We start from the raw sequence: 26298 nt of genomic DNA, 5'->3' as shown, positions 1-26298 counted from the left end.
TGCTGCAATCAAGCCCATGCCCCCGCTGACGCTTCTCGGGTCGACACGCGATCTCGACGAGAGCGAACTCCTCCAGCTGTACGCCTATCCCGACCAAACCTGGGTGCGGGCGAACTTCATCGCCAGCGTGGACGGCGGCGCCACCGCCGACGGCAAGACCGGCACGATGGCGGGGCCCGGCGACCGGTTCGTCTTCAACCTGCTGCGCGAGCTCGCCGACGTCATCGTGGTCGGCGCGGGCACGGTGCGCGTCGAGGGGTATTCGGGCGCGCAGCTGGGCGCCGCCCAGCGCCAGGGCCGGCAGGCCCGCGGGCAGAGCGAGCTCCCGCAGCTGGCGATCGTGACCAAGTCCGGTCGCCTCGACCGCGACATGGGGGTGTTCACCCGCACCGAGGTGCCCCCGCTGGTGTTGACCTGCACGGCGGCCGCCGACGAGACGCGCCGCATGCTGTCCGGTCTCGCCGAGGTGATCGACTGCTCGGGCAGCGATCCGGGCAAGGTCGACGAGGCCGCACTGCTGGCGCACCTCGGGGCGCGCGGCATGCGCCGCGTCCTGACCGAGGGCGGCCCGATGCTGCTCGGCACGTTCGTCCAGCGCGACCTGCTCGACGAGCTGTGCCTGACCATCGCGCCCTACCTGGTCGGCGGCCTGGCCCGGCGCATCGCGACCGGCCCGGGCCAATTGATGACCCGGATGCGCTGCGCGCACATCCTCACCGACGACTCCGGCTACCTGTACACCCGCTACGTGAAGGCCTGAAAAAGCCGAAGCTACTGTGGTCGGCATGAGCCGGCTCAGCGCGTCCGCCCCGATCCTGGTCGCGGTGAGCGTCGTGGTGGCCGGCTGCGTCCCGGGCCTGGGTGCGGACCCGCGGTTTGCCACCAACTCCGGCGCCCGCCCGCAGGGCGCGGCCACCAGCAAGCCGGCGCCGGCTGGCCCGCCGCCGATCGCGGCGCCCAAGAACGACCTGTCCTGGCACGACTGCACGTCGCAGCTCTTCAACGACGCGGCGCTGCGCCCCGCGCCGGGGATCCGGCTGGACTGCGCCAACTACGACGCCGACCTCGACCCGGTCAACGGCGGCTCGGGGACCGTGACCATCGGCGTGGTCCGCGCCCGGTCGGATCAGACCCCCAAGGACGCCGGCCCGCTGGTTTTCACCACCGGGTCCGACCTGCCGTCCTCGGCGCAGCTGCCGGTGTGGCTGTCCCAGGCGGGCGGTGACGTGCTGCAGACGCGTCCCATCGTCGCCGTCGACCGTCGCGGCATGGGCATGTCGAACCCGATCGACTGCCGGGATCACTTCGCCCGGCAGGCGATGCGCGACCAGGCGCAATTCCAGACCGGCGACGATCCCGTCGCCAACCTCTCCGACATCTCCAACACCGCGACCACGAACTGCACCGACGCCATCGGGCCCGGCGACGCGGCCTACGACAACGCGCACGCCGCCTCCGACATCGAGCGGCTGCGCAGCCTGTGGGACGTGCCCGCCGTCGCGCTGGTCGGCGTCGGCAACGGCGCCCAGGTGGCGCTGGCCTACGCCGCGTCGCGGCCCGACAAGGTCGCCCGATTGATCCTCGACTCGCCAATTGCCTTGGGGGTCAACGCCGAGGCGGCCGCCGAGCAACAGGTCAAGGGCCAGCAGGCCGCGCTGGACGCGTTCGCCGCGCAGTGCCTGGCGGTGAACTGCGCGCTGGGCCCCGACCCCAAGGGCGCCGTCGGCGCGCTGTTGGCCGACGCCCGGGCGGGCAGGGGGCCCGGCGGCGCGTCGGTGGCCCAGGTCGCCAACGCCATCACCGTCGCGCTGGGCTTCCCCTCCGGCGGCCGCGTCGGCGCCACCACCAGCCTGGCCAACGCGCTGGCGGCGGCCCGCTCGGGCGACGCCAACCAGCTGAACAGCCTGATCAACCACGCCGACGCCACCCAGGACTCCGACGGCCAGTTCGTCAACTCCTGCAGCGACGCGATCAACCGCCCCACCCCGGACCGGGTTCGCGAACTGGTCGTGGCGTGGGGGAAGCTCTACCCGCAGTTCGGCACGGTCGCCGCGCTCAACTTGGTCAAATGCGTGCACTGGCCGACAGGTTCGCCGCCGGCACCGCCGAAGAAGCTCAAGCTCGACGTCCTGCTGGCGGGCGTGCAGAACGACCCGATCGTGGGCAGCGAGGGGATCGCCGCGACCGCGGCCACCATCATCAACGCCAACGCCGCCAGCAAGCGGGTGATGTGGCAGGGCATCGGCCACGGCGCCAGCATCTACTCGCCGTGTGCGGTCCCGCCGCTGATCGGCTATCTCAACAGCGGCAAGCTGCCCGGAACCGACACCTACTGCCCCGCCTGATAGTTGGGCCCGTCCGGCCGGTGTACGGTGCGCTGGTGACCGCGCTCCTGGACGCATTCCGCGACGCTTTCCGCCCCCGCACCGGCGCACCGAGCACCGCGACGATATTGCGGTCGGCGCTGTGGCCGGTGGCCATCCTGTCGGTGCTGCACCGCAGCATCGTGGTCACCACCAACGGCAACATCACCGACGACTTCAAGCCGGTCTACCGCGCGGTGCTGAACTTCCGGCACGGCTGGGATATCTACAACGAGCACTTCGACTACGTCGACCCGCACTACCTGTATCCGCCGGGCGGCACGCTGCTGATGGCGCCGTTCGGATACCTGCCGTTCGCGCCGTCGCGCTACCTGTTCATCCTGATCAACACCGTGGCCATCCTGATCGCCTGGTACCTGTTGCTGCGGCTGTTCAACTACACGCTGTCCTCGGTGGCCGCCCCCGCCCTGCTGCTGGCCATGTTCTGCACCGAGACCGTGACCAATTCGCTGGTGTTCACCAACGTCAACGGCTGCGTGCTGCTGGCCGAGATGCTGTTCCTGCGGTGGCTGCTAGACGGGCGGACCGGTCATCAATGGTGGGCCGGCGCGGCGATCGGGCTGACGCTGGTGGTCAAACCCCTGCTGTTGCCGCTGCTGTTGCTGCCGCTGCTCAACCGGCAGTGGCGGGCGGTGGTGGCCGCCGTCGTCGTTCCGGTGGTGTTCAACGTGGCCGCGTGGCCGTTGGTCAGCGACCCGATGGACTTCGTCACCCGCACCGTGCCGTACATCCGCAGCACCCGCGACTACTTCAACAGCTCCATCGGCGGCAACGGGGTCTATTTCGGCCTGCCCACGTGGCTGATCGTGTTCATGCGAATCCTGTTCACGCTGATCGCGATCGGCGCCCTGTGGCTGCTGTATCGCTACTACCGCACCCGCGACCCGCGGTTCTGGTTCACCAACTCGGCGGGGGTGCTACTGCTGTGGTCCTGGCTGGCGCTGCCGCTGGCGCAGGGCTACTACTCGATGATGCTGTTCCCGTTCCTGATGACGGTGGTGCTGCCGAATTCGCTGATCCGCAGCTGGCCGGCGTGGCTGGGGATCTACGGCTTCATGACGCTGGACCGCTGGCTGCTGTTCAACTGGATGAGATACGGCCGCGCCCTGGAATACCTGAAGATCACCTACGGCTGGTCGCTGCTGCTGATCGTGGTGTTCACCGTCCTGTACTTCCGCTATTCCGACGCCAAGGCCGAGGACCGGCTGGACGGCGGCATCGATCCGGCGTGGCTGACGGCCGAGCGGCAGCGCGCTAGCGTGGACGTATCGGCGCCAGCGACGATGCAGAGCGAAGCGATGAGGAGGAGTGGCGCAAATTGACAGGGCCGAAGCTGCAACTGAGCGACGACGAGTGGCGTCAGAAGCTCACGCCCGAGGAGTTTCAGGTGCTCCGTCGCGCGGGAACCGAGCGGCCGTTCACCGGTGAGTACACCGACACGAAAACCGAAGGCGTCTACCAGTGCCGGGCCTGCGGTGCCGAATTGTTCCGCAGCACAGAGAAATTCGAGTCGCACTGCGGCTGGCCGTCGTTCTTCGACCCGGCGAACTCCGACGCGGTGGTCCTGCGTCCCGACCATTCGATGGGGACGACGCGCACCGAGGTGCTGTGCGCCAACTGCCACAGCCACCTGGGTCACGTGTTCACCGGCGAGGGTTATCCGACGCCGACCGATCAGCGGTATTGCATCAACTCGATCTCGCTGAGGTTAGTCCCGGCCCAATAGCGCCGCGAAACTGTATTCCACGACGGCGCTACTCGCGAAACGCGTCGCCAGTTACAGTCTCGCGGCGAATGGGGTCAGACCCGCGTGGCGTGCACTTCCCAGAACGGGGCGTGCACCCGGCCGCCCTCCAGCCACGGCTCCATCGCCCGGAACCGGTCCAGCAGGTTCTGCGCCTGCTCGGCCATGTCGGGATTGCGCTGCGCCATCAGCTCGATGGTCTCGACGCTCATGTTGACCTGGTAGGTGGTGGTGCCCAGGTAGGTGATCTCCCAGCCGCCGACCGGCAGCACGTCGCGGAAATCGTCCTCGGACAACGACCGCATCATCTTGAAGCCGTTGACGTCGTGCTCGCCGAACTCGAACATGTAGAGCCGCGCTCCCGGCCTGGTGGCCCGGCGCAGCGCCTGCACATACGACTTCTGCAGTTCCTGGTCCGTGCTGAAGGTGTGGTAGAAGGCGCAGTCGATGACGGTGTCGAACCGGTTGTCCAGCCCGTCCAGCTTGGTCGCGTCGGCCTGCTGGAAGTTCACCGACACCCCGGCCTTCCGCGCGTTCTCCCGGGCCCGCTCCAGCGCGGCCGCCGACCCGTCGATCCCGGTTGCCGAGTAGCCCTTGGACGCGTAGTAGATCGCGTGGTGACCCGGACCGGTGCCCGGGTCGAGCACCTCGCCCTTGACCGCGCCCACGGCGACCAGCTGCTGGACCACCGGCTGCGGGCCGCCGATGTCCCACGGCGTGGCGGTGGGCAGGCCGTGCGAGCGCCGGTCGTCGCGGTACATCTGCTCGAACCGCTCGGGATCGGTCGGGTCGAATTGGGCCGTCATGGCAGCGCGTTCACCAGTTGCTCGACCGGCATCCGCGGACCGGTGAAAAACGGTGTCTCCGCGCGGGTGTGGCGCCGGGCGTCGGTGGCCCGCAGCTCGCGCATCAGGTCGACGATGCGGTCCAGCTCGGGCGCCTCGAAGGCCAGGATCCATTCGTAGTCGCCGAGCGCGAACGCCGGCACCGTGTTGGCCCGGACGTCCTTGTACCCGCGGGCGGCCATGCCGTGCTCGGCCAGCATGCGGCGGCGCTCCTCGTCGGGCAGCAGGTACCACTCGTAGGACCGCACGAACGGATACACGCAGATGTAGGCGCCGGGCTCCTCGCCGGCCAGGAACGCCGGGATGTGGCTCTTGTTGAACTCGGCCGGCCGGTGCAGCGCCACGGCGCTCCACACCGGCGAGCAGGCGCGGCCCAGCGTGGTGGTGCGCCGGAAGTCGGCGTAGGTGGCCTGCAGCGCCTCGACCCGCTCGGCGTGCGTCCAGATCATGAAGTCGGCGTCGGCCCGCAGGCCCGCCACGTCGTAGAGGCCGCGCACCACGACCCCGCGCTCCTCCTGTTGCTTCAAAAACCGGGCTGCCTCGTCGGTCACGGGGTCGCGTTGTTCACCGAGGACGCCGGGCCGCACCGCGAACACCGAGAACATGAGATAGCGAAGTTGCGAGTTCAGGGCGTCGTAGTCGAGTTTCGCGAGTTTGGCCATGAAACCTATCGTGCCACTTCCGCATCGAGCGCCTCGACCGCGCGCCCGGCCGCGCCGATACAAGCCGGCACACCGATGCCGTCCAGGTAGCTGCCGGCCACGGCGAGCCCCGGCGGCAGGCCGGCGCGGACCTCGGCGACCAGCTCGGCGTGGCCGGGCCCGTACTGGGGCATGGCGTCGATCCAGCGCCGGACGCGGGCGTCGACGGGGTCGACGGTCAGGCCGAACACGTCGGCCAGGTCGCTCACCGCCCAGGCCAGCAGCTCCTCATCGGAAGCGCTGGCCGCCACGTCGTCGCCGAACCGCCCGAAGGAGAGCCGCAGGAATTGGACGTCCCCGGCTATACCCCACTTGCGCCCCCATTTTTTGGATGACAGCGTGATCGCCTTGGCGTGCAACGGCTCTCGGCTGGCCACCAGCACGCCGGAGCACTCCGGGAACGGGGTGTCGGCGGGCACGGCCAGCGCCACCACCACCGACGACGCGCTGCCGATCCGGCCGGCGGCGGCGGAGCTGCGCGGGGCGACCTCGGCCACCAGGCGCGCCGCCCGCGGCGCGGGAACCGCGAGGATCACCGCGTCGGCGTCCCAAGAGGCGCCGCTGTCGTCGAGCAGGGCCCAGCCGCGGCCGGCCCGCTCGATCCGCTCCGCCGCGGCCCGGATCCAACGCGGCCGGCCGCGCCCGACGAGCTCGTCGACCAGCACCCGGTAGCCGCCGTCGATCGCCCCGAACACGGGCGCGCCGGTCGCCGGGGGCAACCCCCGCCGGACCGCGTCGGTCAGGCTGGGGGCGCCGCGGTCCAGCGCCGCCGCCACGCTGGGCGCGGCCGCGCGCAGCCCGATGGTCGCCGCCGAGCCCGCGTACACCCCGCCCAGCAGCGGGTCCACCGACCGGGCCACGGTCTGCTCGCCGAACCGGTCGCCCACCAGGTCGGCCACCGCGGGGTCGCCGCCCGGGCGCCAAGCGAACGTGCGGGAGGGTTCGGTGTCGATCCGCGCGAGCGTCGCGTCGTCGACCAATCCGGCCAGCGACGACGCCGACGACGGAATCCCGGCGACGGTGTCCGCCGGCAGCGGATGCAACTCCCGCCGGCTGTAGATCAGCGGCCGGGCGCCGGTGGTGGCCAGTTGGCGCCCCGACAGGCCCAGCTCGGCCAGCAGCGCCGGCACCTCGGGCCGGCGCCGCACGAACGCCTCGGCGCCCAGGTCCATCGGCCGCCCGGCGACCGGCTCGGTGCGCAGCACCCCGCCGAGCCGGTCGGCGGGATCGAACAGCGTGATGGCCGCGTCGTCACCGGCCGCCGCGCGCAGCCGGTAGGCCGCCGTCAAGCCCGAGATTCCGCCGCCCACAACGCAATACGAGCGTGGGCTCATAGCGAGTGGACCAGTGCTACCAGGTCGGTCAGCACGCCGGGATCGGTCTCCGGCAACACCCCGTGGCCGAGGTTGAAGACGTGACCCGCGGCGCCGGCGTCGACGGCACGGCGCCCGTCGTCGACGACGGCCCGCGCGGCGCGTTCCGTCACCGGCCACCCGGCCAGCAGCACCACCGGGTCGAGGTTGCCCTGCAACGCGGTCCCGGGCTCGACGCGGGCGGCGGCGTCGCTCAACGAGGTTCGCCAGTCCACCCCGACCACCGTCGCCGTGGCCGGCTTGAGGGCCGCCGACATCGCGCCCAGCAGCTCGGCGGTGCCGACCCCGAAGTGCGTCATCGGCACGCCGTGCTCGGCCAGCGCGGCGAACACCCGCGAGCTGTGCGGCAGCACGTATTGGCGGTAGTCGGCCAGCGACAGCGTCCCGGCCCACGAGTCGAACACCTGGATGGCGTCCACCCCGGCGCCGATCTGGCCGCGCAGGAACGCGATCGTGAGATCGGTCAGCTTCGACATCAGCGCGTGCCAGCTCGCCGGTTCGGCCAGCATCATCGCCTTGGTGCGGGCGTGGTTGCGGCTGGGGCCGCCCTCGACCAGGTAGGACGCCAGCGTGAAGGGGGCGCCGGCGAAACCGATCAGCGGCACCTCGCCAAGCGCGCCGACCAGCAGCGAAACCGCCTCGCAGATCGGTTGAATCGCCTGCGGGTCAAGGGGTTTCATGGCGTCGATGTCGGCGCCGGCGCGCACCGGGTGCGCGATCACCGGGCCCACGTCGGCGACGATGTCCAGCTCGACGCCCGCGGCGCGCAGCGGCACCACGATGTCGGAGAACAGGATCGCCGCGTCCACGCCGTGGCGGCGGATCGGCTGCAGGGTGATCTCGCAGGCCACCTCGGGCTCGAAGCACGCCGCCAGCATGCTGTGCCGTTCGCGCAGCGCCCGGTACTCGGGCAGCGAGCGGCCGGCCTGCCGCATGAACCACACCGGCACCCGGCTGGGCTTGCGGCCGGTGACGGCGGCCAGGTACGGCGACTCGGTAAGGTCACGGCGAGAACTCATCGAGCTCAATGCTGCCATGACGCTTAGCAACGACCGCTTAGGAACGACTCGAAAATGACCCAGCCGATCAGTTACGACGGATTCCCCAGCCTCCGCTTCGAACCCGGCGACAACGGCGTGCTGACGCTGGTTCTCGACGCGCCCGGGCTGAATTCGGTCGGGCCGCAGATGCACCGCGACCTCGCCGACGTCTGGCCGGTGCTCGATCGCGACCCCGCCGTGCGGGTGGTGCTGGTGCGCGGCGAGGGCAAGTCGTTCTCCTCCGGCGGCAGCTTCGACCTGATCGCGGAGACCATCGGCGACTATGACGGCCGGATCCGCATCATGCGCGAGGCCCGCGATCTGGTGCTCAACATGGTCAACTTCGACAAGCCGGTGGTCTCGGCGATCCGCGGCCCGGCCGTCGGCGCCGGCCTGGTGGTCGCGCTGCTCGCCGACATCTCGGTGGCGGGCCGGACCGCGAAGCTCATCGACGGGCACACCAAGCTCGGGGTGGCGGCGGGCGACCACGCCGCGATCTGCTGGCCGCTGCTGGTCGGCATGGCCAAGGCCAAGTACTACCTGCTCACCTGCGAGACGCTGCTGGGCGAGGAGGCCGAGCGCATCGGCCTGGTCTCCACCTGCGTCGACGACGACGACGTCCTGCCCACCGCGACCCGGCTCGCCGAGAACCTGGCGCAGGGCGCCCAGAACGCGATCCGCTGGACCAAGCACAGCCTGAACCACTGGTACCGCATGTTCGGCCCCACCTTCGAGACGTCGCTCGGCCTGGAGTTCCTCAGCTTCAGCGGGCCCGACGTGCAGGAAGGCCTGGCCGCGCATCGCGAGAAGCGCCCGGCCCGATTTTCCGACGGAAGTGGCGGCTGAGCAGGCTCGATGAGCGTGGGTAACGGGTTGGTCGCGACGGGCGCGGGAATCGGCGCGCCTGTTTCGGCGTGTCGACCCATGGGTCTACCGTCAAACGCTGTGACCCGCGCCTGCGACGATGCAGAGCGGGAGCGACGAGGAGGAGCGGCGCCGTTGACCTCGACTGAACCGGCCCCATTCCGCGAGGCGGTCGCGGCGATGAACGCCGTCACCGCACGGCCGGAGATCGAGCTGGGCCCCATCCGGCCGCCGCAGCGCCTGGCGCCCTACAGCTACGCGCTCGGGGCCGAGGTCAAGCACCCCGACCTCGAGGTCGTCCCCGAGCGCTCCGAGGGCGACGCCTTCGGCCGGCTGATCCTGCTGTACGACCCGGACGGCGCCGACGCCTGGGACGGCAACATCCGCCTGGTCGCCTACATCCAGGCCGACCTGGACCCCAGCGAGGCCGTCGACCCCCTGCTGCCGGAGGTGGCGTGGAGCTGGCTGGTCGATGCGCTGGAGTCGCACACCAACAACGTCACCGCTCTCGGCGGCACCGTCACCGCCACCACCTCGGTGCGCTACGGCGACATCTCCGGACCGCCCCGCGCCCACCAGCTCGAGCTGCGGGCATCGTGGACGGCGACGAACCCCGAGGTCGGAGTCCATGTCAAGGCGTTCTGCGACGTGCTGGAGCACGCCGCGGGCCTACCACCGGCCGGGGTCACCGATTTGGGCTCGCGGTCACGCGCCTGACATGGGCGAACCGGCGGCCGACAGGCCCGACGGGCCCGACGGCACCGAGCCCAGCCCCACGCCGCTGCTGCACCCCGCCGAGGGCATACCGCGCCTCTCCGTCACCGTCGGCGAGATCGAGGCGGCCGCGCGACTGCTGGACTCCGGGCGCGGGCCGTTTGCCGTCGACGCCGAGCGCGCATCGGGTTTCCGCTACTCCAACCGGGCCTACCTGATCCAGATTCGCCGGACCGGGGCCGGCACCGTGCTCATCGACCCGGTCAGCCACGGCGCCGACCCGCTGACCGCGCTGCGGCCCGTCGCCGAGGTGCTCGGCTCCGACGAATGGATCCTGCACGCCGCCGATCAGGACCTGCCCTGCCTGGCCGAGGTCGGCATGCGGCCGCCGGCGCTGTACGACACCGAGCTGGCGGGACGGCTGGCCGGGTTCGAACGGGTGAACCTGGCGACCATGGTGCAGCGGCTGCTGGGTCTCGGCCTGGCCAAGGGCCACGGCGCCGCCGACTGGTCCAAGCGCCCGCTGCCCGCCGAATGGCTCAACTACGCCGCCCTCGACGTGGAGCTGCTCATCGAACTGCGCGAGGCGATCTCGGGAATCCTGGCCGAGCAGGGTAAAACCGATTGGGCCGCACAGGAATTCGACTACCTGCGGGCGGCGGAGCCCAGGGAGGCGGGGCCCGCGACGCGGCGCGAGCGCTGGCGGCGAACGTCGGGGATCCACCGGGTGCGCGATTCGCGCGGCCTGGCCGCGGTCCGCGAGTTGTGGACCGCGCGGGACCGAATCGCGGCGCGCCGCGACATCGCGCCCCGGCGCATTCTGCCCGACTCGGCCATCATCGACGCCGCCCTCGCGGATCCGAAGACGGTCGACGACCTCGTGGCGCTGCCCGTGTTCGGCGGGCGCAACCAGCGTCGCAGCGCCGCAATGTGGCTGGCGGCGCTGGAAGCGGCCCGGGAAAGCCGGGATCGGCCGGACGAGGTGGAGGCGCCCAACGGGCCGCCCCCGCCGGCGCGCTGGAGCAGGCGCAAGCCGGAGGCCGCCGCCCGGCTGGAGGCAGCCCGGGCCGCGCTGTGGGAGGTGTCGGAGCGGGTGGGGGTCCCGACGGAGAACCTGGTCTCGCCCGAGCTGGTGCGACGGCTGTGCTGGGAGTGGGAGCCGGCGCCCGACGCCCCGACGGCCGTCGACGAGTTCCTGCGCGCCGGGCAGGCGCGGGCGTGGCAGCGGGAACTCGTCGACCCCGCATTGGCGCGGGCGTTGCAGCCGCCGGACGAGGATTAATCCGTCAGTCGAGGGGCTCGCGGATCTCCGCCTCGGCAACGCTGGCGCCCAGCGCCGCGACCCAGCCGGTGATGCGGCGGGCCACGTCCTGGTCGGTCAGGCCCAGGTCGGCCAGCAGCTCGCCGCGCGAGGCGTGCTCGTAGAACTCCTGCGGCAGCCCGACGTCGCGGCACGGCACGTCGATCTCGGCACGCCGCAGCGCGGCCGACACCGCCGAGCCCACCCCGCCGTTGACGCCGTTGTCCTCGAGCGTGACGACCAACTTGTGCGCCGCCGCCAGCTCCAGGACGGCGTCGGACACCGGCAGCACCCAACGCGGGTCGATCACCGTCACACCGATCCCCTGGTTGTGCAGCCGCTTGGCCACCCCCAACGCCATCGACGCGAACGCGCCGACACCGACCAGCAGCACGTCGTGGTTCAACCCGGGGGCCGGCGCCGCGAGCACGTCGACGCCCGAGACGCCCGACCCGCGCCGCTCCAGGGCCGGAATGTCCTCGCCCACATCGCCTTTGGGAAATCTGAGAGCCGTCGGGCCATCCTCGACGTCGAGCGCCTCACCCAGCTCCTCCCGCAAGCGGGTGGCGTCGCGGGGCGCGGCCACCCGCATCCCCGGGACGATGCCCAGGATCGACAGGTCCCACATGCCGTTGTGGCTGGGCCCGTCCGAACCGGTGACCCCCGCCCGGTCGAGCACCATGGTGACGGGCAGCCGGTGCAGCGCCACGTCCATCATCATCTGGTCGAACGCCCGGTTGAGGAACGTCGAGTAGATGGCCACCACCGGGTGCATGCCGCCCATCGCCAGCCCGGCCGCCGACGTCATCGCGTGCTGCTCGGCGATGCCGACGTCGAACAGCCGATCCGGGAACCGTTGCCCGAATGCCGCCAGCCCGGTGGGGCCGGGCATCGCCGCGGTGATCGCCACGATGTCGCGCCGCACCTTGGCGTACTCGATCAGCGTTTCGGCGAAGACCTTCGTCCAGCCCGGGCCGGCGATCTTGGTGGCCTTGCCGGTGGCCGGGTCGATCACGCCGCAGGAATGCATCTGTTCGGCCTCGTCGTCCTCGGCCGGGGCGTACCCCATGCCCTTGCGGGTGACGACGTGCACGATCACCGGGCGGCCGAAGCCGCGGGCCCGGCGCAGCGCGACCTCCACCGCGCGCTCGTCGTGGCCGTCGACCGGGCCGACGTACTTCAGGCCGAGGTCGGTGAACAGCAGCTGCGGCGACAGGGAGTCCTTGATGCCCGCCTTGACGCTGTGCATGAAGTGGTAGGCGATCTCACCGATGAGCGGCATCGAGCGCACCACGTCGCGGCCCTTCTCCAGCGCCTGCTCGTAGGCGGGCTGCAGGCGCAGCGTGGCCAGGTGGTCGGCCACGCCGCCGATGGTGGGCGCGTAGCTGCGGCCGTTGTCGTTGACGACGATGATCACCGGGCGGCGCGAGGCGGCGATGTTGTTCAGCGCCTCCCAGCACATGCCGCCGGTCAGGGCGCCGTCGCCGACCACCGCGACCACGTGCCGGTTGCGGTGCCCGGTCAGCTCGAACGCCTTGGCCAGGCCGTCGGCATAGGACAGCGCGGCGCTGGCGTGGCTGGACTCCACCCAGTCGTGTTCGCTCTCGGCGCGCGACGGATACCCCGACAGCCCGCCCTTCTTGCGCAGGGACTCGAAGTCGTGGCAGCGTCCCGTCAGCATCTTGTGCACGTAGGCCTGGTGCCCGGTGTCGAAGATGATCGGGTCGTGAGGTGAGTCGAACACCCGGTGCAGCGCCAGGGTCAACTCGACGACGCCCAGATTGGGTCCCAAATGCCCCCCGGTGGCAGCGACCTTGTGGATCAGAAACTCGCGAATCTCAACGGCCAGATCGCGGAGCTGCTGTTGGGAAAGGTGCTGCAGATCAGCGGGCCCGCGGATCTGTTCCAGCATCCCGTCAGTCTACGCAGCGGCCGCGGCACCTTTGGTAGCGTCAGTGCACGGTGTGCCGGGAAGCCTGGTCGGCGGGATTGTCCAGCGAGCCCGGAGTACGCCGTGAGCATTGGCATCGAGCACACCGCCGTGACCTTGCAGACGTATCGTCGCCTTATGCGCGCCGAGGACATCGCCGAGGAATTTCCGGCCGTCAACATCGAAGCGAACGCGTTGGACGCTGCCCGGATGCTCGCGGAGCACAGCCTGCCCGGGCTCCTGGTCACCGACACCTCGGGTAGCCCCTACGCGGTACTACCTGCCTCTCAGGTTGTTAGGTTCATCGTGCCCCGTTACGTGCAAGACGATCCCTCGCTGGCCGGAGTGCTCAACGAATCGATGGCCGACCGCTGCGGGGAAAAACTGAGCGGTAAGAAAGTGCGCGACGTGTTGCCGGACCATTTGGTCGACATACCTCCGGCCGATGCCGACGACACCATCATCGAGGTGGCGGCGCTCATGGCGCGGCTGAGAAGCCCGCTGATCGCGGTGGTCAAGGACAAGACACTGGTCGGCGTCATTACGGCTTCACGTCTCTTGGCTGCGGCGCTGAAACACTGATACCCCCAAAGCATTGAGCACACAGGACAATCGATGAGCGTTGTCGCGGTCGTCGTGTTCGTGGTCGCGTATGCGCTGATCGCCAGTGACCGTGTCAGCAAAACGCTGGTAGCGCTGACGGGCGCCGCGATCGTGGTGCTCTTGCCGATCATAAATTCCGGCGACGTCTTCTATTCCCACGAGACCGGAATCGACTGGGACGTAATCTTTTTGCTTCTCGGCATGATGATCATCGTCAGCGTGCTACGCCAAACCGGCGTCTTTGAGTACGTCGCGATCTGGTCCGCCAAACGCGCCCACGGGTCCCCGCTGCGCGTCATGATTCTGTTGGTACTGGTCACCGCGATCGCATCGGCTCTGCTGGACAACGTCACCACAGTGTTGTTGATCGCTCCGGTCACCCTGCTGGTGTGCGAACGTCTGGCAATCAACCCTGCGCCGTTTCTGATCGCCGAGGCTTTCGCATCGAATATCGGAGGCACGGCGACGTTGGTTGGCGACCCGCCCAACATCATCATCGCCAGCAAGGCCGGCCTGACCTTCAACGACTTCCTGATCCACCTGGCGCCGATCGTGATTATCGTGACGGCCGTCCTGATCGCGTTGTTGCCGCGGCTTTTTCGGGGTGCCTTCACCGTCGAACCCGAGCGCGTTGCCGACGTCATGTCACTGGAAGAGAAGGAGGCGATTCGCGACCACAGGCTGCTCATCGCCTGCGGTGTCGTGTTGGTCGCGGTCTTCGCGGGGTTCATCGCGCATTCGGCGCTGCACATGGAGCCGTCCATCGTGGCGATGTTAGGCGCCGGCGTCCTGATCCTGGTGTCCAAGCTGGAGCATTCCGACTACTTGTCCAATGTCGAGTGGGAAACGCTGCTGTTCTTCGCCGGGCTGTTCATCATGGTGGGCGCTCTGGTCAAGACGGGCATTGTCAAACAGCTCGCGCGCCTGGCGATCACCGTCACCGGCGGCAACGCTTTGGTAGCGACCATGGTGATCCTGGCGGCGTCGCTGGTGATCAGCGGGTTCGTCAACAATGTTCCTTACGCCGCGACAATGGCACCTATCGTCGGGGATTTGGCCCCGGCCCTGGTAGGCCAGGCCAACCCGGATGTCCTGTGGTGGGCCCTTGCGCTCGGCACCGATTTCGGCGGCAATCTCACCGCGGTCGGCGCCAGCGCCAACGTGGTTGTCTTGGGAATCGCCGCTCGTTCCGAGAGTCCGATTTCTTTCTGGGACTTCACCCGCAAGGGTGCCGTGGTCACCGCGATCTCCCTTGCGCTCTCGGCCATCTACCTGTGGCTCCGCTACCTCCTTTTCAGCTGACGCGATGGGTAGTCCCGTGTCTGGATCAATGGAGGGTAATCGATGAGCGCCATCGCGATCACGGTGTTTGTTGTCATCTATGCGCTTATCGCCAGCGATCGCATCAGCAAGACCCTGGCTGCGCTGGCCGGCGCGGCGATCATGGTCGCCCTGCCGGCAATCAATTCCGACGACGTCTTCTATTCCCACAAGACCGGAATCGATTGGGACGTCATCTTTTTGCTTCTCGGCATGATGATCATCGTCAGCGTGCTACGCCAAACCGGCGTCTTCGAATATGTGGCGATCTGGTCTGCCAAACGCGCCCGCGGCTCCCCGTTGCGCGTGATGATCCTGTTGGTATTAGTGATGGCGCTCGGTTCGGCGCTGCTGGACAACGTCACCACAGTGTTGCTCATTGCGCCAGTCACGCTGCTGGTGTGCGAGAGGTTGGCGCTCAAGGCGGCGCCGTTTCTGATGGCCGAGGTGTTCGCTGCCAACATCGGCGGCGCGGCCACGCTAGTGGGTGATCCCCCGAACATCATCATCGCCAGCCGGGCGGGGTTGACGTTCAACGATTTTCTGGTGCATCTCGCCCCGATCGTGCTGCTTGTGATGGCCGTCTTCGTCGCCCTGTTGCCCCTGCTATTCCGGGGCTCGTTCGCGGTCGATTCCGAACGCGTCGCCGAGGTCATGTCGCTGGACGAGGGCGAGGCCCTTCGCAATCGCCGCCTGCTCGCCAAGTGTGGGGTTGTCCTGCTGCTGGTATTCGCGTCCTTCATCGCCCATCCCGTACTGCATTTGCAGCCGTCGATCGTGGCGCTGCTCGGCGCCGGCGTCCTCATCGTGATCTCTGGGCTGGAACGGTCCGATTACCTGTCCAGCGTGGAGTGGGAGACCCTGCTGTTCTTCGCCGGTCTGTTCATCATGGTCGGCGCCCTGGTGAAGACCGGCGTGATCGATAAGGTGGCACACGCGGCCACGGAATTCACCGGCGGCAATGAAACACTCGCCGTGTTCCTGATACTGGGCATCTCCGCACCGGTGTCGGGCATTATCGACAACATTCCCTACGTTGCGACGATGGCGCCGATCGTCACCGAACTCACCGCGGCCATGCCAGGTCACGTCAACCCCGACTCCCTGTGGTGGGCGCTGGCGCTGGGCGCCGACTTCGGCGGAAACCTGACAGCCGTCGGAGCCAGTGCCAATGTCGTGATGCTGGGAATCGCCCGGCGTGTCGGCGAACCCATTTCCTTCTGGGAATTCACGCGCAAAGGCATTGTGGTCACCGTCATCTCGCTCGGTCTTGCGGCGATCTACCTGTGGCTGCGGTATTTCGTGCTGGGCTGAGCGCCGGTCTGTTTGGCGCGGAACCGGCCGAACAGCGCCCACGCAATGGCCAAGTTATACACCAGTCCCACAACGAGATACGGCCACCACGTGCCGCGATCGCTGGCCACCCAGAACGCCTTGGCGGCCCAGTAGGGCGGGAGAACGCCGAATGCGAGGTTCCACCCAGAATGAATGAACCAAGGCAGGCAGGGTAGACCGGCGATCAGCATGCCGAGGGCGCGGACCATCGCCAAACCTTGAATCTTGTTGTTCGCCACGGCGATGATCAGCAGCAGGCTCACCACCGACGACAGCCCGGCAAGCAGGCCGATCGGGATCAGCGCCGGGAGCAGGCCGGGTTTCAGCAGCCCACTGAACGACATTGTCGCGACAACATAAACGGTGGTCAACACGAGGACCGTGGCAGCCCGATAGGCGAAGAATGTCGACACCGGGACCGGGGTGACCCGCAGCGCGGTCAAGGTGCCGGCATCGACCTCGTCCAGCACCAGGAAGGCGGCCAGCGCCCCGACGATGATAATGCTGGTTAGCAACAGAAACGCGGTCAGGACCAACGGGTAGTACGGCACCAGGTCAAACCCGTTGCGGCGCGCGAGCAGCGCGGTCACGCGCGGAGTCAGCACGGCGACGCCGATGGTCCAGATGACGGGGGCGACGACGACCATGACCAGTAGGGGATCCCGATAGGTGCCGCGAATGTCGTTGCGCCCGAACGCGGCCAACGCCCGTGCCGTTACCATCACACGCCGCCGGACTTTGCGACGACATAACGGAAAAACGACACCTTCGCCACCCAGCACAATCCGGCCATGCATAGCACCGGATAAGCGACGGCATACGCTGCTTGCCACGCCGCGAGATGGATCTGGTCGAAGGCGTTGCCGAGCAGTAACAGCGGTCCCTGGGTGGGGATAAGGTACAGCACCGGATTCGGCCACACGCCCGACAGATCCAGGATCGGCAGATTCATCACGGCCAGTGGAATCGTGGCGGCCAGAAACCAATCACTGATCGAGGCGAACGGCAGCGAGGTGGTGAATCCCACCAGCAGCATCAGCAGCGTTCCCAGCGCAACACCGAAAAGCATGGGTGCGACTTGGTAGGCGGATCGGTGCGCGATCGATACGACCACCACCGCTACCGACAGCGAAACACCAAGCAGTATAGCCAGTTTGGCTATCAAGTATTCGGTGAACCGCAGCGGAGTGGAAATGACGGCGCCCAGCGTGCGTTCTTGCTTTTCGAAGAACACTGTCCCGGCGATGAAGAAGAACCCGATGATGGCGGTGTCGCCCGACAAGATGTAAGGCTCGGCGGCCCGGCGCAGACCAGCTGGCATTGGCAGCAGCACCGCCAGCCAGATCAGGCCGGAGAAAAACGCCGCGTGCAAGAAGCGTTGCCGGACTTGAAGGATCAGCTCTAGCCGCACGGCACTGGTCAGCCGAGTCATGTCAAGCGCCTGCCTGTGACCTCGACGAAGACGTCGTCGAGGCTGGCTTCCCTGCTATGGATCGTCTCAACGTGCCGGTTCCTCAATAACACGTGGAAAGCCGGGTCGTCGGCCAGGCAGTCCATGGCGAAATCGGCCGCCTCGAGACCACCGCGCTCGCCGCGATATTCGACGCGGACAACCCGCTTGCTCCGAGCGATCTTAAGTTCGGCCGGGGTGTCGAGTGCGACGATCGTTCCGTCGACGACAAAAGCGACTCGATCGCACAGCTCGTCTGCGGTCGCCATGTCGTGTGTGGTGAGAAACACTGTGCGCCCGCACGCCTTCAGATCCAGGATCATGTTCTTGACCGTGCGGGCATTTACGGGGTCCAGTCCCGACGTGGGCTCGTCGAGGAACAGCAGCTCGGGGTTGTTGATGAGGGCGCGGGCGAACGTCAGCCGCATCTGCATGCCCTTGGAGTACTTCCCGACTCGGATGTGAGCGTCGTCAGCCAGGCCGAGGGCAGTCAGCAGCTGCATCGGGTCGGCCGTCGCGCCCCGATAGAGCGATGCGAAGAAGCGCAGGTTCTCCATACCCGTGAGTTTTTGGTAATGGTTGGGCAGCTCGAAGGACACGCCGATGCGCTCGTAGTAATCGGGTCCCCAGTCCCACGGGCTGCGGCCCCATACCGCCGCCTGGCCGCCAGATCCACGGAGCAGGCCGATCAGCAGCTTCTGTGTGGTCGACTTTCCTGCGCCGCTGGGCCCCAGGAACCCGAAGATCTCGCCGCGGCCGACGTTGAAGTCCATGCCCCGCACGGCCGGCGTCGACGCCTTCGGATAGGTGAAGGTGAGCCCCCGGACCGCGATCACCTCGGTCCCGGCATCGGCGGTTTGTGTTGCTGGCTCGAGGTTCCGCATGATGCGCGCAATGCCTCCCGGTAAGCGGTACAGATTCCGATTCCGACCAGACTTCCCGGAGCGCCGTCGCCAGCATAGTTAACGGCCGGGCGGGATCGCGACGCGGGCTCGAAGCCCTAGCGTGTCAGCAGCGCAACGCATTCGGTGTGATGGGTCAGGGGAAACGCATCGAACACGGTGATCTTCTCGACCCGGTAACCGTGGCCCAGGTACAGCCCGATATCGCGCGCGAAAGACGCTGCCTCACAGCCGATGTGCACCACCCGGGGGACATCGGCTGCGGCCAGCAGGTCGATGACGTCACGCCCGGCGCCCGAGCGCGGTGGGTCCAGCACCGCCACTGAGGCGCCGGCCCGTTGCCCCTTCAGCGCCCGGCGCACCGAGTCGGTGACGACGTCGACCTGCGGCAGATCGGCCAGCGCGGCGCGCGCGGCCCGGGTCGCCGCGCGCGAGGTGTCCACGGTCAGCACCCGCCCGGACTCCCCCACCGCGTCGGCCAGCGCCGCGGCGAACACGCCCGCACCGCCGTAGAGATCCCACACCGTCGCGCCGGTGCCGGGCTGTGCCCAGTCGGCGACCAGGCGGCTGTAGACGTCCGCCGCGCCCCGGTGCGCCTGCCAGAACGCCGTGACCGGCACCCGCCAGCTGCGCGAGCCCACCCGCTGCATCGCCTCGTAGCCGCCCTCGACCACCTTGGTCGCGGTCCGTCCGCCCTGCCGCAGGGTCCGCACCACATGGCGCTCGCCGTCGTCGTCGACGGCCACGTGCAGCTGCGCGGCCGGCGTCAGGTCCGCCTCCGAGCACGCCCGCGTCAGCCCGTCCAGCATCCCGTCCGGCAACTGCGCGCACCGCAGGTCGGTCACCAGCTCATCGCTGTGGTAGCGGTGAAAACCGGGGCGACGGTCGGGGCCCACGTCGAGCCGGACCCGGGTGCGCCAACCGGTGGGACCGCCGTCGGAGAGCGGCTCGGCCTCCCCGCTCCAGCGGTGTCCGCCCAGCCGCTCCAGCTGGTTGGCCACCACGTGCGCCTTGAGCGCCCGCACCGCCTCCGGGGCGGCGAACGCCAGATCGCAACAGCCGGCGCCGTCCACCCCGGCGATCGGGCACAGCGGCGGGATCCGGTCGGCCGACGGCTCGATCACCTCGAAAACCTCTGCGTGCCAATAAGAGCCGCGATCCGCGGTGACGCGCACCCGAACCCGTTCGCCGGGCAGCGCGTAGCGGACGAACACCACCCGGCCCTCGTGGTGGGCCACGCAGCTGCCGCCGTTGGCGGGGGCGCCGGTGACGAGCGTGAGGTCGGTGTTCAATCGAAGATTCCCCGACGGGCGTCGCCGGGCGCCGCGTGCGGGTGGAACGCCTCGAGCCGCTCCGACGAACTCAGTTGCCAGGGCACGGAAGTGACCATCACGTTGGGCATGAACAGCAACCGGCCCTTGAGCCGCAGCGCGCTCTGGTTGTGCAGCACCTGCTCCCACCAATGCCCCACCACGTACTCGGGGATGAACACCGTCACCACGGTCCGCGGCGACTCCTTGCTGACCCGCTTGACGTAATCGAGCACCGGACGGGTGATTTCACGGTACGGCGAGGCGATGACCTTCAGCGGCACGCTGATGTCGCTCTCCTCCCACTTGTGCTTCAGTTCGTGCGTTTCGGCGTCGTCGACGCTGACGGTGAGGGCCTCGAGCACGTCGGGCCGGGTGGCGCGCGCATACGCCAGCGCGCGCAGCGTCGGCAGGTGCAACTTCGACACCAGCACCAGGGCGTGGTTGCGGCTGGGCAGCACGACGTCGTGCTGGGCGGCCGCCTGTTCCTCCAATTCCCTGCTGACGGTGTGGTAATGGCGGTGGATCAGCTTCATGAGCCCGAACAGCAGGCCCATCGCGAACAACGCGATCCACGCGCCGGCGACGAACTTGGTGATCAGCACGACCAGCAGCACCGCGCCGGTGGACAGCAACCCGATCGTGTTGACGATCCGCGAGCGCATCATCTTGCGCCGCGTCCGCGGATCGGTCTCGGTGCGCAGCAACCGTGTCCAGTGCCGGACCATGCCGATCTGGCTCAGCGTGAACGAGATGAACACGCCGACGATGTACAGCTGGATAAGCGCGGTCACCTCGGCGCGGAACGCGATGATCGCCAGCAGCGCCGCCCCCGACAGGAACAGGATCCCGTTGGAGAACGCCAACCGGTCCCCGCGGGTGTGCAGCTGGCGGGGCAGGTAACTGTGTTGCGCCAGCACCGATCCCAGCACCGGGAACCCGTTGAACGCGGTGTTGGCGGCCAGCACCAGGATGAGCGCGGTCACCGTGGCGATGAGCAGAAAGCCGAGGTGAAAGCTGCCGAACACGGTCTCGGCCAGCTGCGCGACCAGCGTCTTCTGGTAGTAGTTCGGCGGGGCACCGCTCAGTTGGCGTGCCGGATCCTCGACGAGCTGCACCCCGATCTTCTCGGCCAGCACGATGATGCCCATCAGCAGGGTCACCGCGATGCCGCCCAGCATCAGCAGCGTCGTCGCGGCGTTGCGCGACTTGGGTTTCTGAAACGCCGGCACCCCGTTGCTGATCGCCTCGACACCGGTCAGCGCCGCGCATCCCGAGGAGAACGACCGCGCCACCAGAAACGCCAGCGCGAAACCGACGATCTGGCCGTGCTCGGCGTGCATCTGGAAACTCGCGGACTCGGCCCGCAGCGGGTCGCCGAGCACGAAGATCCGGAACAGGCCCCAGCCGATCATGACGAGCACCCCGACGATGAACGCGTATGTCGGGATCGCGAACGCCACCCCCGACTCGCGAACCCCGCGCAGGTTCAACGACATCACCAGCAGGATGGCGGCCACGCAGAAGAACACCTTGTGCTGAGCCACGACCGGGATCGCCGAGCCGATGTTCGACATCGCCGACGCCGTCGAAACGGCAACGGTCAGAACGTAATCCACCATCAGGGCGCTGGCGACGACGAGGCCGGCGGTATCGCCGAGGTTGGTGGTGACCACCTCGAAGTCACCCCCGCCCGACGGGTAGGCGTGCACGTTCTGCCGGTAGCTGGCCACCACGACCAACATGACCGCGGCCACCGCGAGGCCGATCCACGGCGTCAGCGCGTACGCGGTCACGCCGGCCACCGAGAGCATCAGGAAGACCTCCTCCGGTGCGTACGCCACCGAGGACAGGGCATCGGAGGCGAACACCGGCAGGGCGATCCGCTTGGGCAGTAGCGTGTGACTCAGCCGGTCGCTGCGAAACGGCCGGCCGATGAGCAACCGGCGCGCGGCGGTCGAAAGTTTGGACACGAGAGCCAAGGGTAAGCCCACCCCGGTTTGCCGGTAGCGTTGCCGATTGCAGGAACACGCAGAACCCAGCCGGGAGGCCTCAAGTGCGGGTGGTTGTGATGGGGTGCGGCCGGGTGGGCTCCTCCCTGGCCGACGGGCTGTCCCGGATCGGGCATGACGTCGCCGTCATCGACCGCGACAGCGCCGCGTTCAACCGGCTGAGCCCGGAGTTCGCCGGTGAGCGCGTGCTGGGCCAGGGATTCGACCGGGATGTGCTGCTGAGCGCGGGCATCGAGGAGGCCGACGCCTTCGCCGCCGTGTCGTCCGGGGACAACTCCAACATCATCTCGGCCCGACTGGCCCGGGAGACGTTCGGCGTCAAGCGCGTGGTCGCCCGGATCTACGACGCCAAGCGTGCCGAGGTCTACGAGCGCCTCGGCATCCCCACGATCGCCACCGTGCCCTGGACCACCGACCGGCTGCTCAACGCGCTGACCCGGGAGAGCGAGACCGCCAAGTGGCGCGATCCGACCGGCACCGTCACCGTCTCCGAGGTGGTGTTGCACGAGGACTGGGTGGGGCACCGGGCCACCGACCTGGAGCAGGCCACGGGCGCTCGGGTGGCGTTCCTGATCCGGTTCGGGACCGGTGTGCTGCCGGAGCCCAAGACCATCATCCAGGCCGGCGACCAGGTCTACATCGCCGCGATATCCGGCCGCGCCGCCGAGGCGGTGGCCATCGCCGCACTGCCGCCCGGCGAGGACCTCGAGTCGGGAGGGGGCCGGTGAAGCCATGAAGGTAGTTGTCGCCGGGGCCGGCGCGGTGGGCCGCTCGGTCACCCGCGAGCTGATCGGCAACGGGCACGACGTGACGCTGATCGAGCGCAACCCCGAACACGTCGACGTCGACGCGATCCCGGCCGCGCACTGGCGGCTGGGCGATGCCTGCGAGCTGAGCCTGCTGGAGTCGGCGCATCTGGAGGATTTCGACGTGGTGGTGGCCGCGACCGGCGACGACAAGGTCAACGTGGTGCTCAGCCTGCTGGCCAAGACCGAGTTCGCGGTGCCCCGGGTGGTGGCGCGGGTCAACGACCCCCGCAACGAATGGCTGTTCACCGACGCCTGGGGCGTCGACGTGGCGGTGTCCACCCCGCGGATGCTGGCCTCGCTGATCGAGGAGGCCGTCGCCGTCGGCGACCTGGTGCGGCTGATGGAGTTCCGCAAGGGTCAGGCCAACCTGGTCGAGATCACCCTGCCCGACGACACGCCGTGGGGCGGCAAGCCGGTGCGCAGGTTGCAGCTGCCCCGCGACGCGGCGCTGGTGACGATCCTGCGCGGGACGCGGGTGATCGTGCCGGAGGCCGACGAGCCGCTGGAGGGCGGCGACGAGCTGCTGTTCGTCGCCGTCACCGAGGTGGAGGAGGACCTGCGCAAGCTGCTGCTGCCGGCCGCCCCGCCCGCGCCCTAGTCGACCGGGTGGTCGGCCTCGACCGCGACAGTGGCACCGGCGGCCGTGGACATGGCGCGCTGGGCGGCCTTGATCGCCGCGTAGGTCGCGGCGGCGGCCAGCAGGGTCAGCGGCCAGCCCATCCCGATCCGCGCCACGCCCAGCCAACCGGTCCGGCCGGCGTCGTAGAGCTGCTGCTGAACCACGTACCGGGCGCCGAACACCAACATCCAGCCGAGCGTGGCGAAATCGAACGCGTACACCGCCCGGGGCACGGCGCGCCAACCGTGATCGCGCCCGCTGGCCCAGGTCCACACGTAGCCGACCGCGGGGCGGCGGGCCAGGATCGACAGCGCGAACACCACCGCCCAGAACAACGACCCCCAAATGCCAAGCAGGAAGTAGCCTTTCGACTCCCCCATCGCGTAGGCGATGGCCGCGCAGAAGGCGACGCCGAAGAACCCGGAAAACGCCGGCTTCGGGGAATCGCGCCGGATCAGCCGCCACAGCAGGACCAGCGTGGCCACGGCCAGCGCCGACCCGACCGCGGGCAGCAGGCCGAAGAGGGAGGAAGCCGTGACGAAGGTCACCACCGGCAGCGACGAGTAGACGACCCCGCTCACCCCGCCCGCCTGCTCCAGCAGGCGTTCCAGCGTGGTGCGATTGCTGGTTTGGCCGGGAACGCTCACCGCTGAATTTCGTAGTGCGGGTTGTAGATGGCCTTGGCCCCGTTCTCCAGCTTTCCCAGCCGGCCGCGCACCCGCAGGGTGCGGCCCGAGTCGATGCCGGGGATGCGGCGTTGCCCCAGCCACACCAGGGTGACGGTGTCGGTGCCGTCGAACAGTTCGGCGCGGACCCCGCCCGCGCAGGCCTTGCCGTTACATTCCACGCTGCGCAGCGTGCCCACCATGGTGACTTCCTGGCCGCGCTCGCAATCGATCACGCGCTGCGCGCCGGTGCTTGCGACCTCGTCGGACAGCTCCTCGGAGTCGAGTTGTTCCGGGTCCTCCGTCAATCGACGGGTGAGCCGACGCAGATATCCTTGGGCCCCCATTGGCCGCTCCTGACTGCTAAAGCTACGGCGCTTCCGTCTTATGCCAACGGACACCGTAGACCTGTTGGTTCCCCGGCGCCAACCCCAACAAACCGTGATTTTGGCGACCCTCCGGCGGCGGGCACTATCGAGGGGTGGTTGTCGATCTGCGCGGTGTCACCACCGCGCTGTTGCCCGGCACCGGATCCGACGACGACTACGTCTACCGGGCGTTTTCCGGACCGTTGCGGGAGGCCGGCGCGTCGCTGGTGGCCCCGGCGCCGCGGCCGGACCGGCTGATCGACGGCTACCTCTCCGCGCTGGACGACGCCGGGCGCGACGGCCCGATCGCCGTGGGCGGCGTGTCGATCGGTGCCGCGGTGGCGACGGCGTGGGCGCTCGCGCATCCCGACCGCGTGGTCGCCGTCCTGGCCGCCCTGCCGGCCTGGGCCGGCGCCCCGGGTACGGCCCCGGCGGCGCTGGCCGCGCGGCATTCCGCATGCCAGCTGCGAACGCACGGTTTGGCGGCGACGACCGCACAGATGCGGGCCTCCAGCCCACGCTGGCTGGCCGAGGAGTTGGCCCGCTCGTGGCAGGCCCAGTGGCCGCGACTGCCCGACGCGATGGAAGAGGCCGCGGCCTACGTCGCGCCCAGCCGCGCCGAGCTGGCCCGCCTGGCCGTGCCGCTGGGGGTGGTCGCCGCCGTCGACGACCCGATCCACCCGCTGCAGGTCGGCATCGACTGGGTGGGCGCCGCGCCGCGCGCGGCCCTGCGGACGGTGACGCTCGACCAGATCGGCGACGACGCCGCCGCGCTGGGGGCGGCCTGCCTGGCCGCGCTCGCCGACGCGTAGCCCGTTGCGGGACCTATCCCCCGGTCGTGGTGCGCAGCTGCTGCATCGCCGAGCCCTCGGCGCTGCGCCGCGCGGCGGGCTCGCCGGGCGGCGGTTGGGCCCCCTCCTGTTGCTGGGCCTGCTGCGCGGCCGCGGCCCGCAGCTGCTCGACCATCGGCTCGGGCAGCTGCACCGGCAGCGGCGTCCGCACCGGCAGCGGGGTGTCGCCGCGGCGAACCACGGTGTCCGCCAACGCCTCCCGCGCCTCCTGCTCCAGCGCCTCGATGGTCTCGTGCGGCCCGTTGACGACGCAGCGGATCATCCAGCGGTAGCCGTCGACCCCGATGAAGCGCACCACGCCGGAGGCGACGCCGACCACTTCCCGGCCCCACGGGCCGTCCTTGATGCTGACCTTGGCCGAGTCCTTGCGCAGCGAGTCGGCGAGCTCGCCGGCCACCTCGCGCCACAGCCCGCCCGTCTTGGGCGCCGCGTAGGCGGCGATGGTGAAACGGCCGTTGGGCGTGACGACCCACACCGCGCTGGGGACACCGGTCTCGGTCAACTCGACCTGCAGCTGCCCGCCTTCGGGCATCGGGATGAGCACCGAGCCCAGGTCGAGCCGGGCCAGCTCCGCCACGGACGGGTCGTCGAAGTCGTCGATGTCGAACGGCCCCTCGAGCTCCTCCAGCTCGTCGTCGTTGCGCTCGACCGGGGCCTCGTCGTCCTTGCCTGAACCTTTACCCAACGCTGCCATCACAAACTCGCATGTCCGCCGGAGGAACCGTGGCCGCCGTGGCCACGGGTCGTCTCGGCCAGCCCGGCCTCATCGAACGACGAGACCTCCACCAACTCCACCAGCTCGACCCGCTGCACCAGCAGCTGGGCGATGCGGTCGCCGCGATGCACCACGATGGGCTCACCCGGGTCGAGGTTGATCAGCGCGACCTTGATCTCGCCGCGATAGCCCGCGTCGATGGTGCCCGGGCTGTTGACGATCGAAAGGCCCACGCGCGCAGCCAATCCCGAGCGCGGGTGCACCAGGCCGACCATCCCGTGCGGGACGGCGACCGCCACGCCCGTGCGCACCAGGGCGCGCTGCCCGGGTTCCAGCTTCACGTCTTCCGCGCTGTACAGGTCGACCCCCGCGTCGCCGTCGTGCGCGCGACTGGGCAGCGGGAGTTCGGGATCGAGACGGACAACAGCCAGACTGGTCGACACG

At 69.1% G+C, this 26298-nt stretch carries 26 protein-coding genes and 1 pseudogene; 13 read left to right on the top strand and 14 right to left on the bottom strand.

Annotation, left to right across the window (positions count from 1 at the left end; translation table 11 throughout):
• Positions 1-16: 16 nt before the first annotated feature.
• Genes AC5Y6X_RS07985 through msrB form a run of 4 tightly spaced genes read left to right on the top strand, consistent with a single transcriptional unit; the run spans position 17 to position 4110 of the window.
• On the top strand, positions 17-760 hold the full coding sequence (locus AC5Y6X_RS07985; RefSeq protein ID WP_499985721.1) for a pyrimidine reductase family protein: 744 nt from the start codon (positions 17-19) through the stop codon (positions 758-760).
• 25 nt (positions 761-785) lie between these two features.
• Positions 786-2345: an alpha/beta fold hydrolase gene (locus tag AC5Y6X_RS07980; RefSeq protein WP_499985720.1), complete on the top strand. Its 1560-nt coding sequence runs from the start codon at positions 786-788 to the stop codon at positions 2343-2345.
• Positions 2346-2365: 20 nt separating this feature from the next.
• Entirely contained in the window at positions 2366-3706 is a 1341-nt protein-coding gene (gene aftC, locus AC5Y6X_RS07975; RefSeq protein WP_499985719.1) for an arabinofuranan 3-O-arabinosyltransferase, read from the top strand.
• A complete protein-coding gene (gene msrB / locus AC5Y6X_RS07970) occupies positions 3703-4110 on the top strand; it encodes a peptide-methionine (R)-S-oxide reductase MsrB (RefSeq protein WP_499985717.1) in 408 nt (135 codons plus the stop codon). Before aftC ends, msrB begins: the two co-directional genes overlap by 4 nt.
• A 74-nt stretch (positions 4111-4184) precedes the next feature.
• Here the strand turns inward: msrB and AC5Y6X_RS07965 are convergent, their stop codons facing one another.
• From AC5Y6X_RS07965 to hemE, 4 genes are read right to left on the bottom strand one after another with little or no spacing between them, the layout of a single operon-like run.
• Positions 4185-4934, bottom strand: coding sequence for a class I SAM-dependent methyltransferase (locus AC5Y6X_RS07965; protein ID WP_324680399.1), 750 nt, complete (start codon positions 4932-4934; stop codon positions 4185-4187).
• Positions 4931-5635: a hydrogen peroxide-dependent heme synthase gene (gene hemQ, locus AC5Y6X_RS07960; RefSeq protein ID WP_324680401.1), complete on the bottom strand. Its 705-nt coding sequence runs from the start codon at positions 5633-5635 to the stop codon at positions 4931-4933. The genes AC5Y6X_RS07965 and hemQ overlap by 4 nt, the downstream gene beginning before the upstream one ends.
• A 5-nt stretch (positions 5636-5640) precedes the next feature.
• A complete protein-coding gene (locus tag AC5Y6X_RS07955) occupies positions 5641-7008 on the bottom strand; it encodes a protoporphyrinogen oxidase (protein WP_324680403.1) in 1368 nt (455 codons plus the stop codon).
• Positions 7005-8066: a uroporphyrinogen decarboxylase gene (gene hemE, locus AC5Y6X_RS07950; protein ID WP_324680405.1), complete on the bottom strand. Its 1062-nt coding sequence runs from the start codon at positions 8064-8066 to the stop codon at positions 7005-7007. Before hemE ends, AC5Y6X_RS07955 begins: the two co-directional genes overlap by 4 nt.
• A gap of 54 nt (positions 8067-8120) precedes the next feature.
• Here hemE and AC5Y6X_RS07945 point away from each other — a divergent pair, with 54 nt between their 5' ends.
• The 3 genes and pseudogenes from AC5Y6X_RS07945 (at position 8121) to AC5Y6X_RS07935 (ending at position 10947) form a co-directional block, all read left to right on the top strand.
• A complete protein-coding gene (locus AC5Y6X_RS07945; RefSeq protein WP_324680407.1) occupies positions 8121-8933 on the top strand; it encodes an enoyl-CoA hydratase/isomerase family protein in 813 nt (270 codons plus the stop codon).
• Between the two features lie 99 nt (positions 8934-9032).
• Positions 9033-9668 (top strand): annotated as a pseudogene (locus AC5Y6X_RS07940) (DUF3000 domain-containing protein).
• Between the two features lies 1 nt (position 9669).
• Complete coding sequence (locus tag AC5Y6X_RS07935; RefSeq protein WP_324680411.1) at positions 9670-10947, top strand: HRDC domain-containing protein; 1278 nt, start codon at positions 9670-9672, stop codon at positions 10945-10947.
• 4 nt (positions 10948-10951) lie between these two features.
• On the opposite strand, the gene dxs is transcribed toward AC5Y6X_RS07935, so the two are convergent.
• Positions 10952-12877: a 1-deoxy-D-xylulose-5-phosphate synthase gene (dxs, locus tag AC5Y6X_RS07930; protein ID WP_324680413.1), complete on the bottom strand. Its 1926-nt coding sequence runs from the start codon at positions 12875-12877 to the stop codon at positions 10952-10954.
• A gap of 156 nt (positions 12878-13033) precedes the next feature.
• Between dxs and AC5Y6X_RS07925 the strand changes: the two genes are divergently transcribed.
• The 3 genes from AC5Y6X_RS07925 to AC5Y6X_RS07915 are packed head-to-tail and all read left to right on the top strand — an operon-like array spanning position 13034 to position 16132.
• Positions 13034-13477 (top strand): CBS domain-containing protein, encoded by a 444-nt coding sequence (locus AC5Y6X_RS07925; RefSeq protein WP_324680656.1) that lies wholly within the window; start codon positions 13034-13036, stop codon positions 13475-13477.
• 33 nt (positions 13478-13510) lie between these two features.
• Positions 13511-14800, top strand: a complete 1290-nt coding sequence (locus tag AC5Y6X_RS07920; RefSeq protein WP_324680415.1) for an ArsB/NhaD family transporter — start codon at positions 13511-13513, stop codon at positions 14798-14800.
• 42 nt (positions 14801-14842) lie between these two features.
• A complete protein-coding gene (locus AC5Y6X_RS07915) occupies positions 14843-16132 on the top strand; it encodes an ArsB/NhaD family transporter (protein ID WP_324680417.1) in 1290 nt (429 codons plus the stop codon).
• Here the strand turns inward: AC5Y6X_RS07915 and AC5Y6X_RS07910 are convergent.
• The 5 genes from AC5Y6X_RS07910 to AC5Y6X_RS07890 all read right to left on the bottom strand — a co-directional run bounded on the left by AC5Y6X_RS07910 (position 16099) and on the right by AC5Y6X_RS07890 (position 21788).
• A complete protein-coding gene (locus tag AC5Y6X_RS07910; RefSeq protein ID WP_324680658.1) occupies positions 16099-16875 on the bottom strand; it encodes an Rv2686c family ABC transporter permease subunit in 777 nt (258 codons plus the stop codon). The two genes, AC5Y6X_RS07915 and AC5Y6X_RS07910, sit on opposite strands and share 34 nt — an antisense overlap.
• Positions 16875-17585: a fluoroquinolone export ABC transporter permease subunit gene (locus AC5Y6X_RS07905; RefSeq protein WP_324680419.1), complete on the bottom strand. Its 711-nt coding sequence runs from the start codon at positions 17583-17585 to the stop codon at positions 16875-16877. Before AC5Y6X_RS07905 ends, AC5Y6X_RS07910 begins: the two co-directional genes overlap by 1 nt.
• Positions 17582-18487: an ABC transporter ATP-binding protein gene (locus tag AC5Y6X_RS07900; protein ID WP_324680421.1), complete on the bottom strand. Its 906-nt coding sequence runs from the start codon at positions 18485-18487 to the stop codon at positions 17582-17584. The genes AC5Y6X_RS07905 and AC5Y6X_RS07900 overlap by 4 nt, the downstream gene beginning before the upstream one ends.
• 116 nt (positions 18488-18603) lie before the next feature.
• Positions 18604-19797, bottom strand: coding sequence for a class I SAM-dependent RNA methyltransferase (locus AC5Y6X_RS07895; RefSeq protein ID WP_324680423.1), 1194 nt, complete (start codon positions 19795-19797; stop codon positions 18604-18606).
• Entirely contained in the window at positions 19794-21788 is a 1995-nt protein-coding gene (locus tag AC5Y6X_RS07890) for an APC family permease (RefSeq protein WP_324680425.1), read from the bottom strand. Before AC5Y6X_RS07890 ends, AC5Y6X_RS07895 begins: the two co-directional genes overlap by 4 nt.
• Before the next feature lie 83 nt (positions 21789-21871).
• Between AC5Y6X_RS07890 and AC5Y6X_RS07885 the strand changes: the two genes are divergently transcribed.
• Positions 21872-22555: a potassium channel family protein gene (locus AC5Y6X_RS07885; RefSeq protein WP_324680427.1), complete on the top strand. Its 684-nt coding sequence runs from the start codon at positions 21872-21874 to the stop codon at positions 22553-22555.
• Positions 22556-22559: 4 nt separating this feature from the next.
• Entirely contained in the window at positions 22560-23234 is a 675-nt protein-coding gene (locus AC5Y6X_RS07880; protein ID WP_324680428.1) for a potassium channel family protein, read from the top strand.
• On the opposite strand, the gene AC5Y6X_RS07875 is transcribed toward AC5Y6X_RS07880, so the two are convergent.
• Positions 23231-23902, bottom strand: coding sequence for a DUF3159 domain-containing protein (locus AC5Y6X_RS07875; protein ID WP_324680430.1), 672 nt, complete (start codon positions 23900-23902; stop codon positions 23231-23233). The two genes, AC5Y6X_RS07880 and AC5Y6X_RS07875, sit on opposite strands and share 4 nt — an antisense overlap.
• A complete protein-coding gene (locus tag AC5Y6X_RS07870) occupies positions 23899-24267 on the bottom strand; it encodes an OB-fold nucleic acid binding domain-containing protein (RefSeq protein WP_324680432.1) in 369 nt (122 codons plus the stop codon). Before AC5Y6X_RS07870 ends, AC5Y6X_RS07875 begins: the two co-directional genes overlap by 4 nt.
• A 134-nt stretch (positions 24268-24401) precedes the next feature.
• On the opposite strand from AC5Y6X_RS07870, the gene AC5Y6X_RS07865 reads away from it, so the two are divergent.
• Positions 24402-25100 carry an alpha/beta hydrolase gene (locus AC5Y6X_RS07865; RefSeq protein WP_324680434.1) on the top strand — a complete coding sequence of 233 codons (699 nt, stop codon included), beginning with the start codon at positions 24402-24404 and terminating at the stop codon, positions 25098-25100.
• Between the two features lie 13 nt (positions 25101-25113).
• Here AC5Y6X_RS07865 and AC5Y6X_RS07860 read toward each other — a convergent pair whose 3' ends face one another.
• On the bottom strand, positions 25114-25833 hold the full coding sequence (locus tag AC5Y6X_RS07860; RefSeq protein WP_324680436.1) for a DUF3710 domain-containing protein: 720 nt from the start codon (positions 25831-25833) through the stop codon (positions 25114-25116).
• Positions 25833-26297, bottom strand: coding sequence for a dUTP diphosphatase (gene dut, locus AC5Y6X_RS07855; RefSeq protein ID WP_324680438.1), 465 nt, complete (start codon positions 26295-26297; stop codon positions 25833-25835). Before dut ends, AC5Y6X_RS07860 begins: the two co-directional genes overlap by 1 nt.
• Between the last annotated feature and the right edge of the window lies 1 nt (position 26298).

The organism is Mycobacterium sp. NGS26 (genome assembly GCF_059813025.1).
This window is presented reverse-complemented; position numbering and strand designations above follow the sequence as displayed.

Excerpts from the sequence above, each read along its gene's own strand:
- AC5Y6X_RS07985 (WP_499985721.1), top strand. The coding sequence starts at position 17 with ATGCCCCCGCTGACGCTTCTCGGGTCGACACGCGATCTCGACGAGAGC.
- AC5Y6X_RS07980 (WP_499985720.1), top strand. The coding sequence starts at position 786 with ATGAGCCGGCTCAGCGCGTCCGCCCCGATCCTGGTCGCGGTGAGCGTC.
- AC5Y6X_RS07965 (WP_324680399.1), bottom strand. The coding sequence starts at position 4,934 with ATGACGGCCCAATTCGACCCGACCGATCCCGAGCGGTTCGAGCAGATG.
- hemQ (WP_324680401.1), bottom strand. The coding sequence starts at position 5,635 with ATGGCCAAACTCGCGAAACTCGACTACGACGCCCTGAACTCGCAACTT.
- AC5Y6X_RS07955 (WP_324680403.1), bottom strand. The coding sequence starts at position 7,008 with ATGAGCCCACGCTCGTATTGCGTTGTGGGCGGCGGAATCTCGGGCTTG.
- hemE (WP_324680405.1), bottom strand. The coding sequence starts at position 8,066 with ATGAGTTCTCGCCGTGACCTTACCGAGTCGCCGTACCTGGCCGCCGTC.
- AC5Y6X_RS07945 (WP_324680407.1), top strand. The coding sequence starts at position 8,121 with ATGACCCAGCCGATCAGTTACGACGGATTCCCCAGCCTCCGCTTCGAA.
- AC5Y6X_RS07935 (WP_324680411.1), top strand. The coding sequence starts at position 9,670 with ATGGGCGAACCGGCGGCCGACAGGCCCGACGGGCCCGACGGCACCGAG.
- dxs (WP_324680413.1), bottom strand. The coding sequence starts at position 12,877 with ATGCTGGAACAGATCCGCGGGCCCGCTGATCTGCAGCACCTTTCCCAA.
- AC5Y6X_RS07925 (WP_324680656.1), top strand. The coding sequence starts at position 13,034 with ATGCGCGCCGAGGACATCGCCGAGGAATTTCCGGCCGTCAACATCGAA.
- AC5Y6X_RS07920 (WP_324680415.1), top strand. The coding sequence starts at position 13,511 with ATGAGCGTTGTCGCGGTCGTCGTGTTCGTGGTCGCGTATGCGCTGATC.
- AC5Y6X_RS07915 (WP_324680417.1), top strand. The coding sequence starts at position 14,843 with ATGAGCGCCATCGCGATCACGGTGTTTGTTGTCATCTATGCGCTTATC.
- AC5Y6X_RS07910 (WP_324680658.1), bottom strand. The coding sequence starts at position 16,875 with ATGGTAACGGCACGGGCGTTGGCCGCGTTCGGGCGCAACGACATTCGC.
- AC5Y6X_RS07905 (WP_324680419.1), bottom strand. The coding sequence starts at position 17,585 with ATGACTCGGCTGACCAGTGCCGTGCGGCTAGAGCTGATCCTTCAAGTC.
- AC5Y6X_RS07900 (WP_324680421.1), bottom strand. The coding sequence starts at position 18,487 with ATGCGGAACCTCGAGCCAGCAACACAAACCGCCGATGCCGGGACCGAG.
- AC5Y6X_RS07880 (WP_324680428.1), top strand. The coding sequence starts at position 22,560 with ATGAAGGTAGTTGTCGCCGGGGCCGGCGCGGTGGGCCGCTCGGTCACC.
- AC5Y6X_RS07870 (WP_324680432.1), bottom strand. The coding sequence starts at position 24,267 with ATGGGGGCCCAAGGATATCTGCGTCGGCTCACCCGTCGATTGACGGAG.
- AC5Y6X_RS07860 (WP_324680436.1), bottom strand. The coding sequence starts at position 25,833 with ATGGCAGCGTTGGGTAAAGGTTCAGGCAAGGACGACGAGGCCCCGGTC.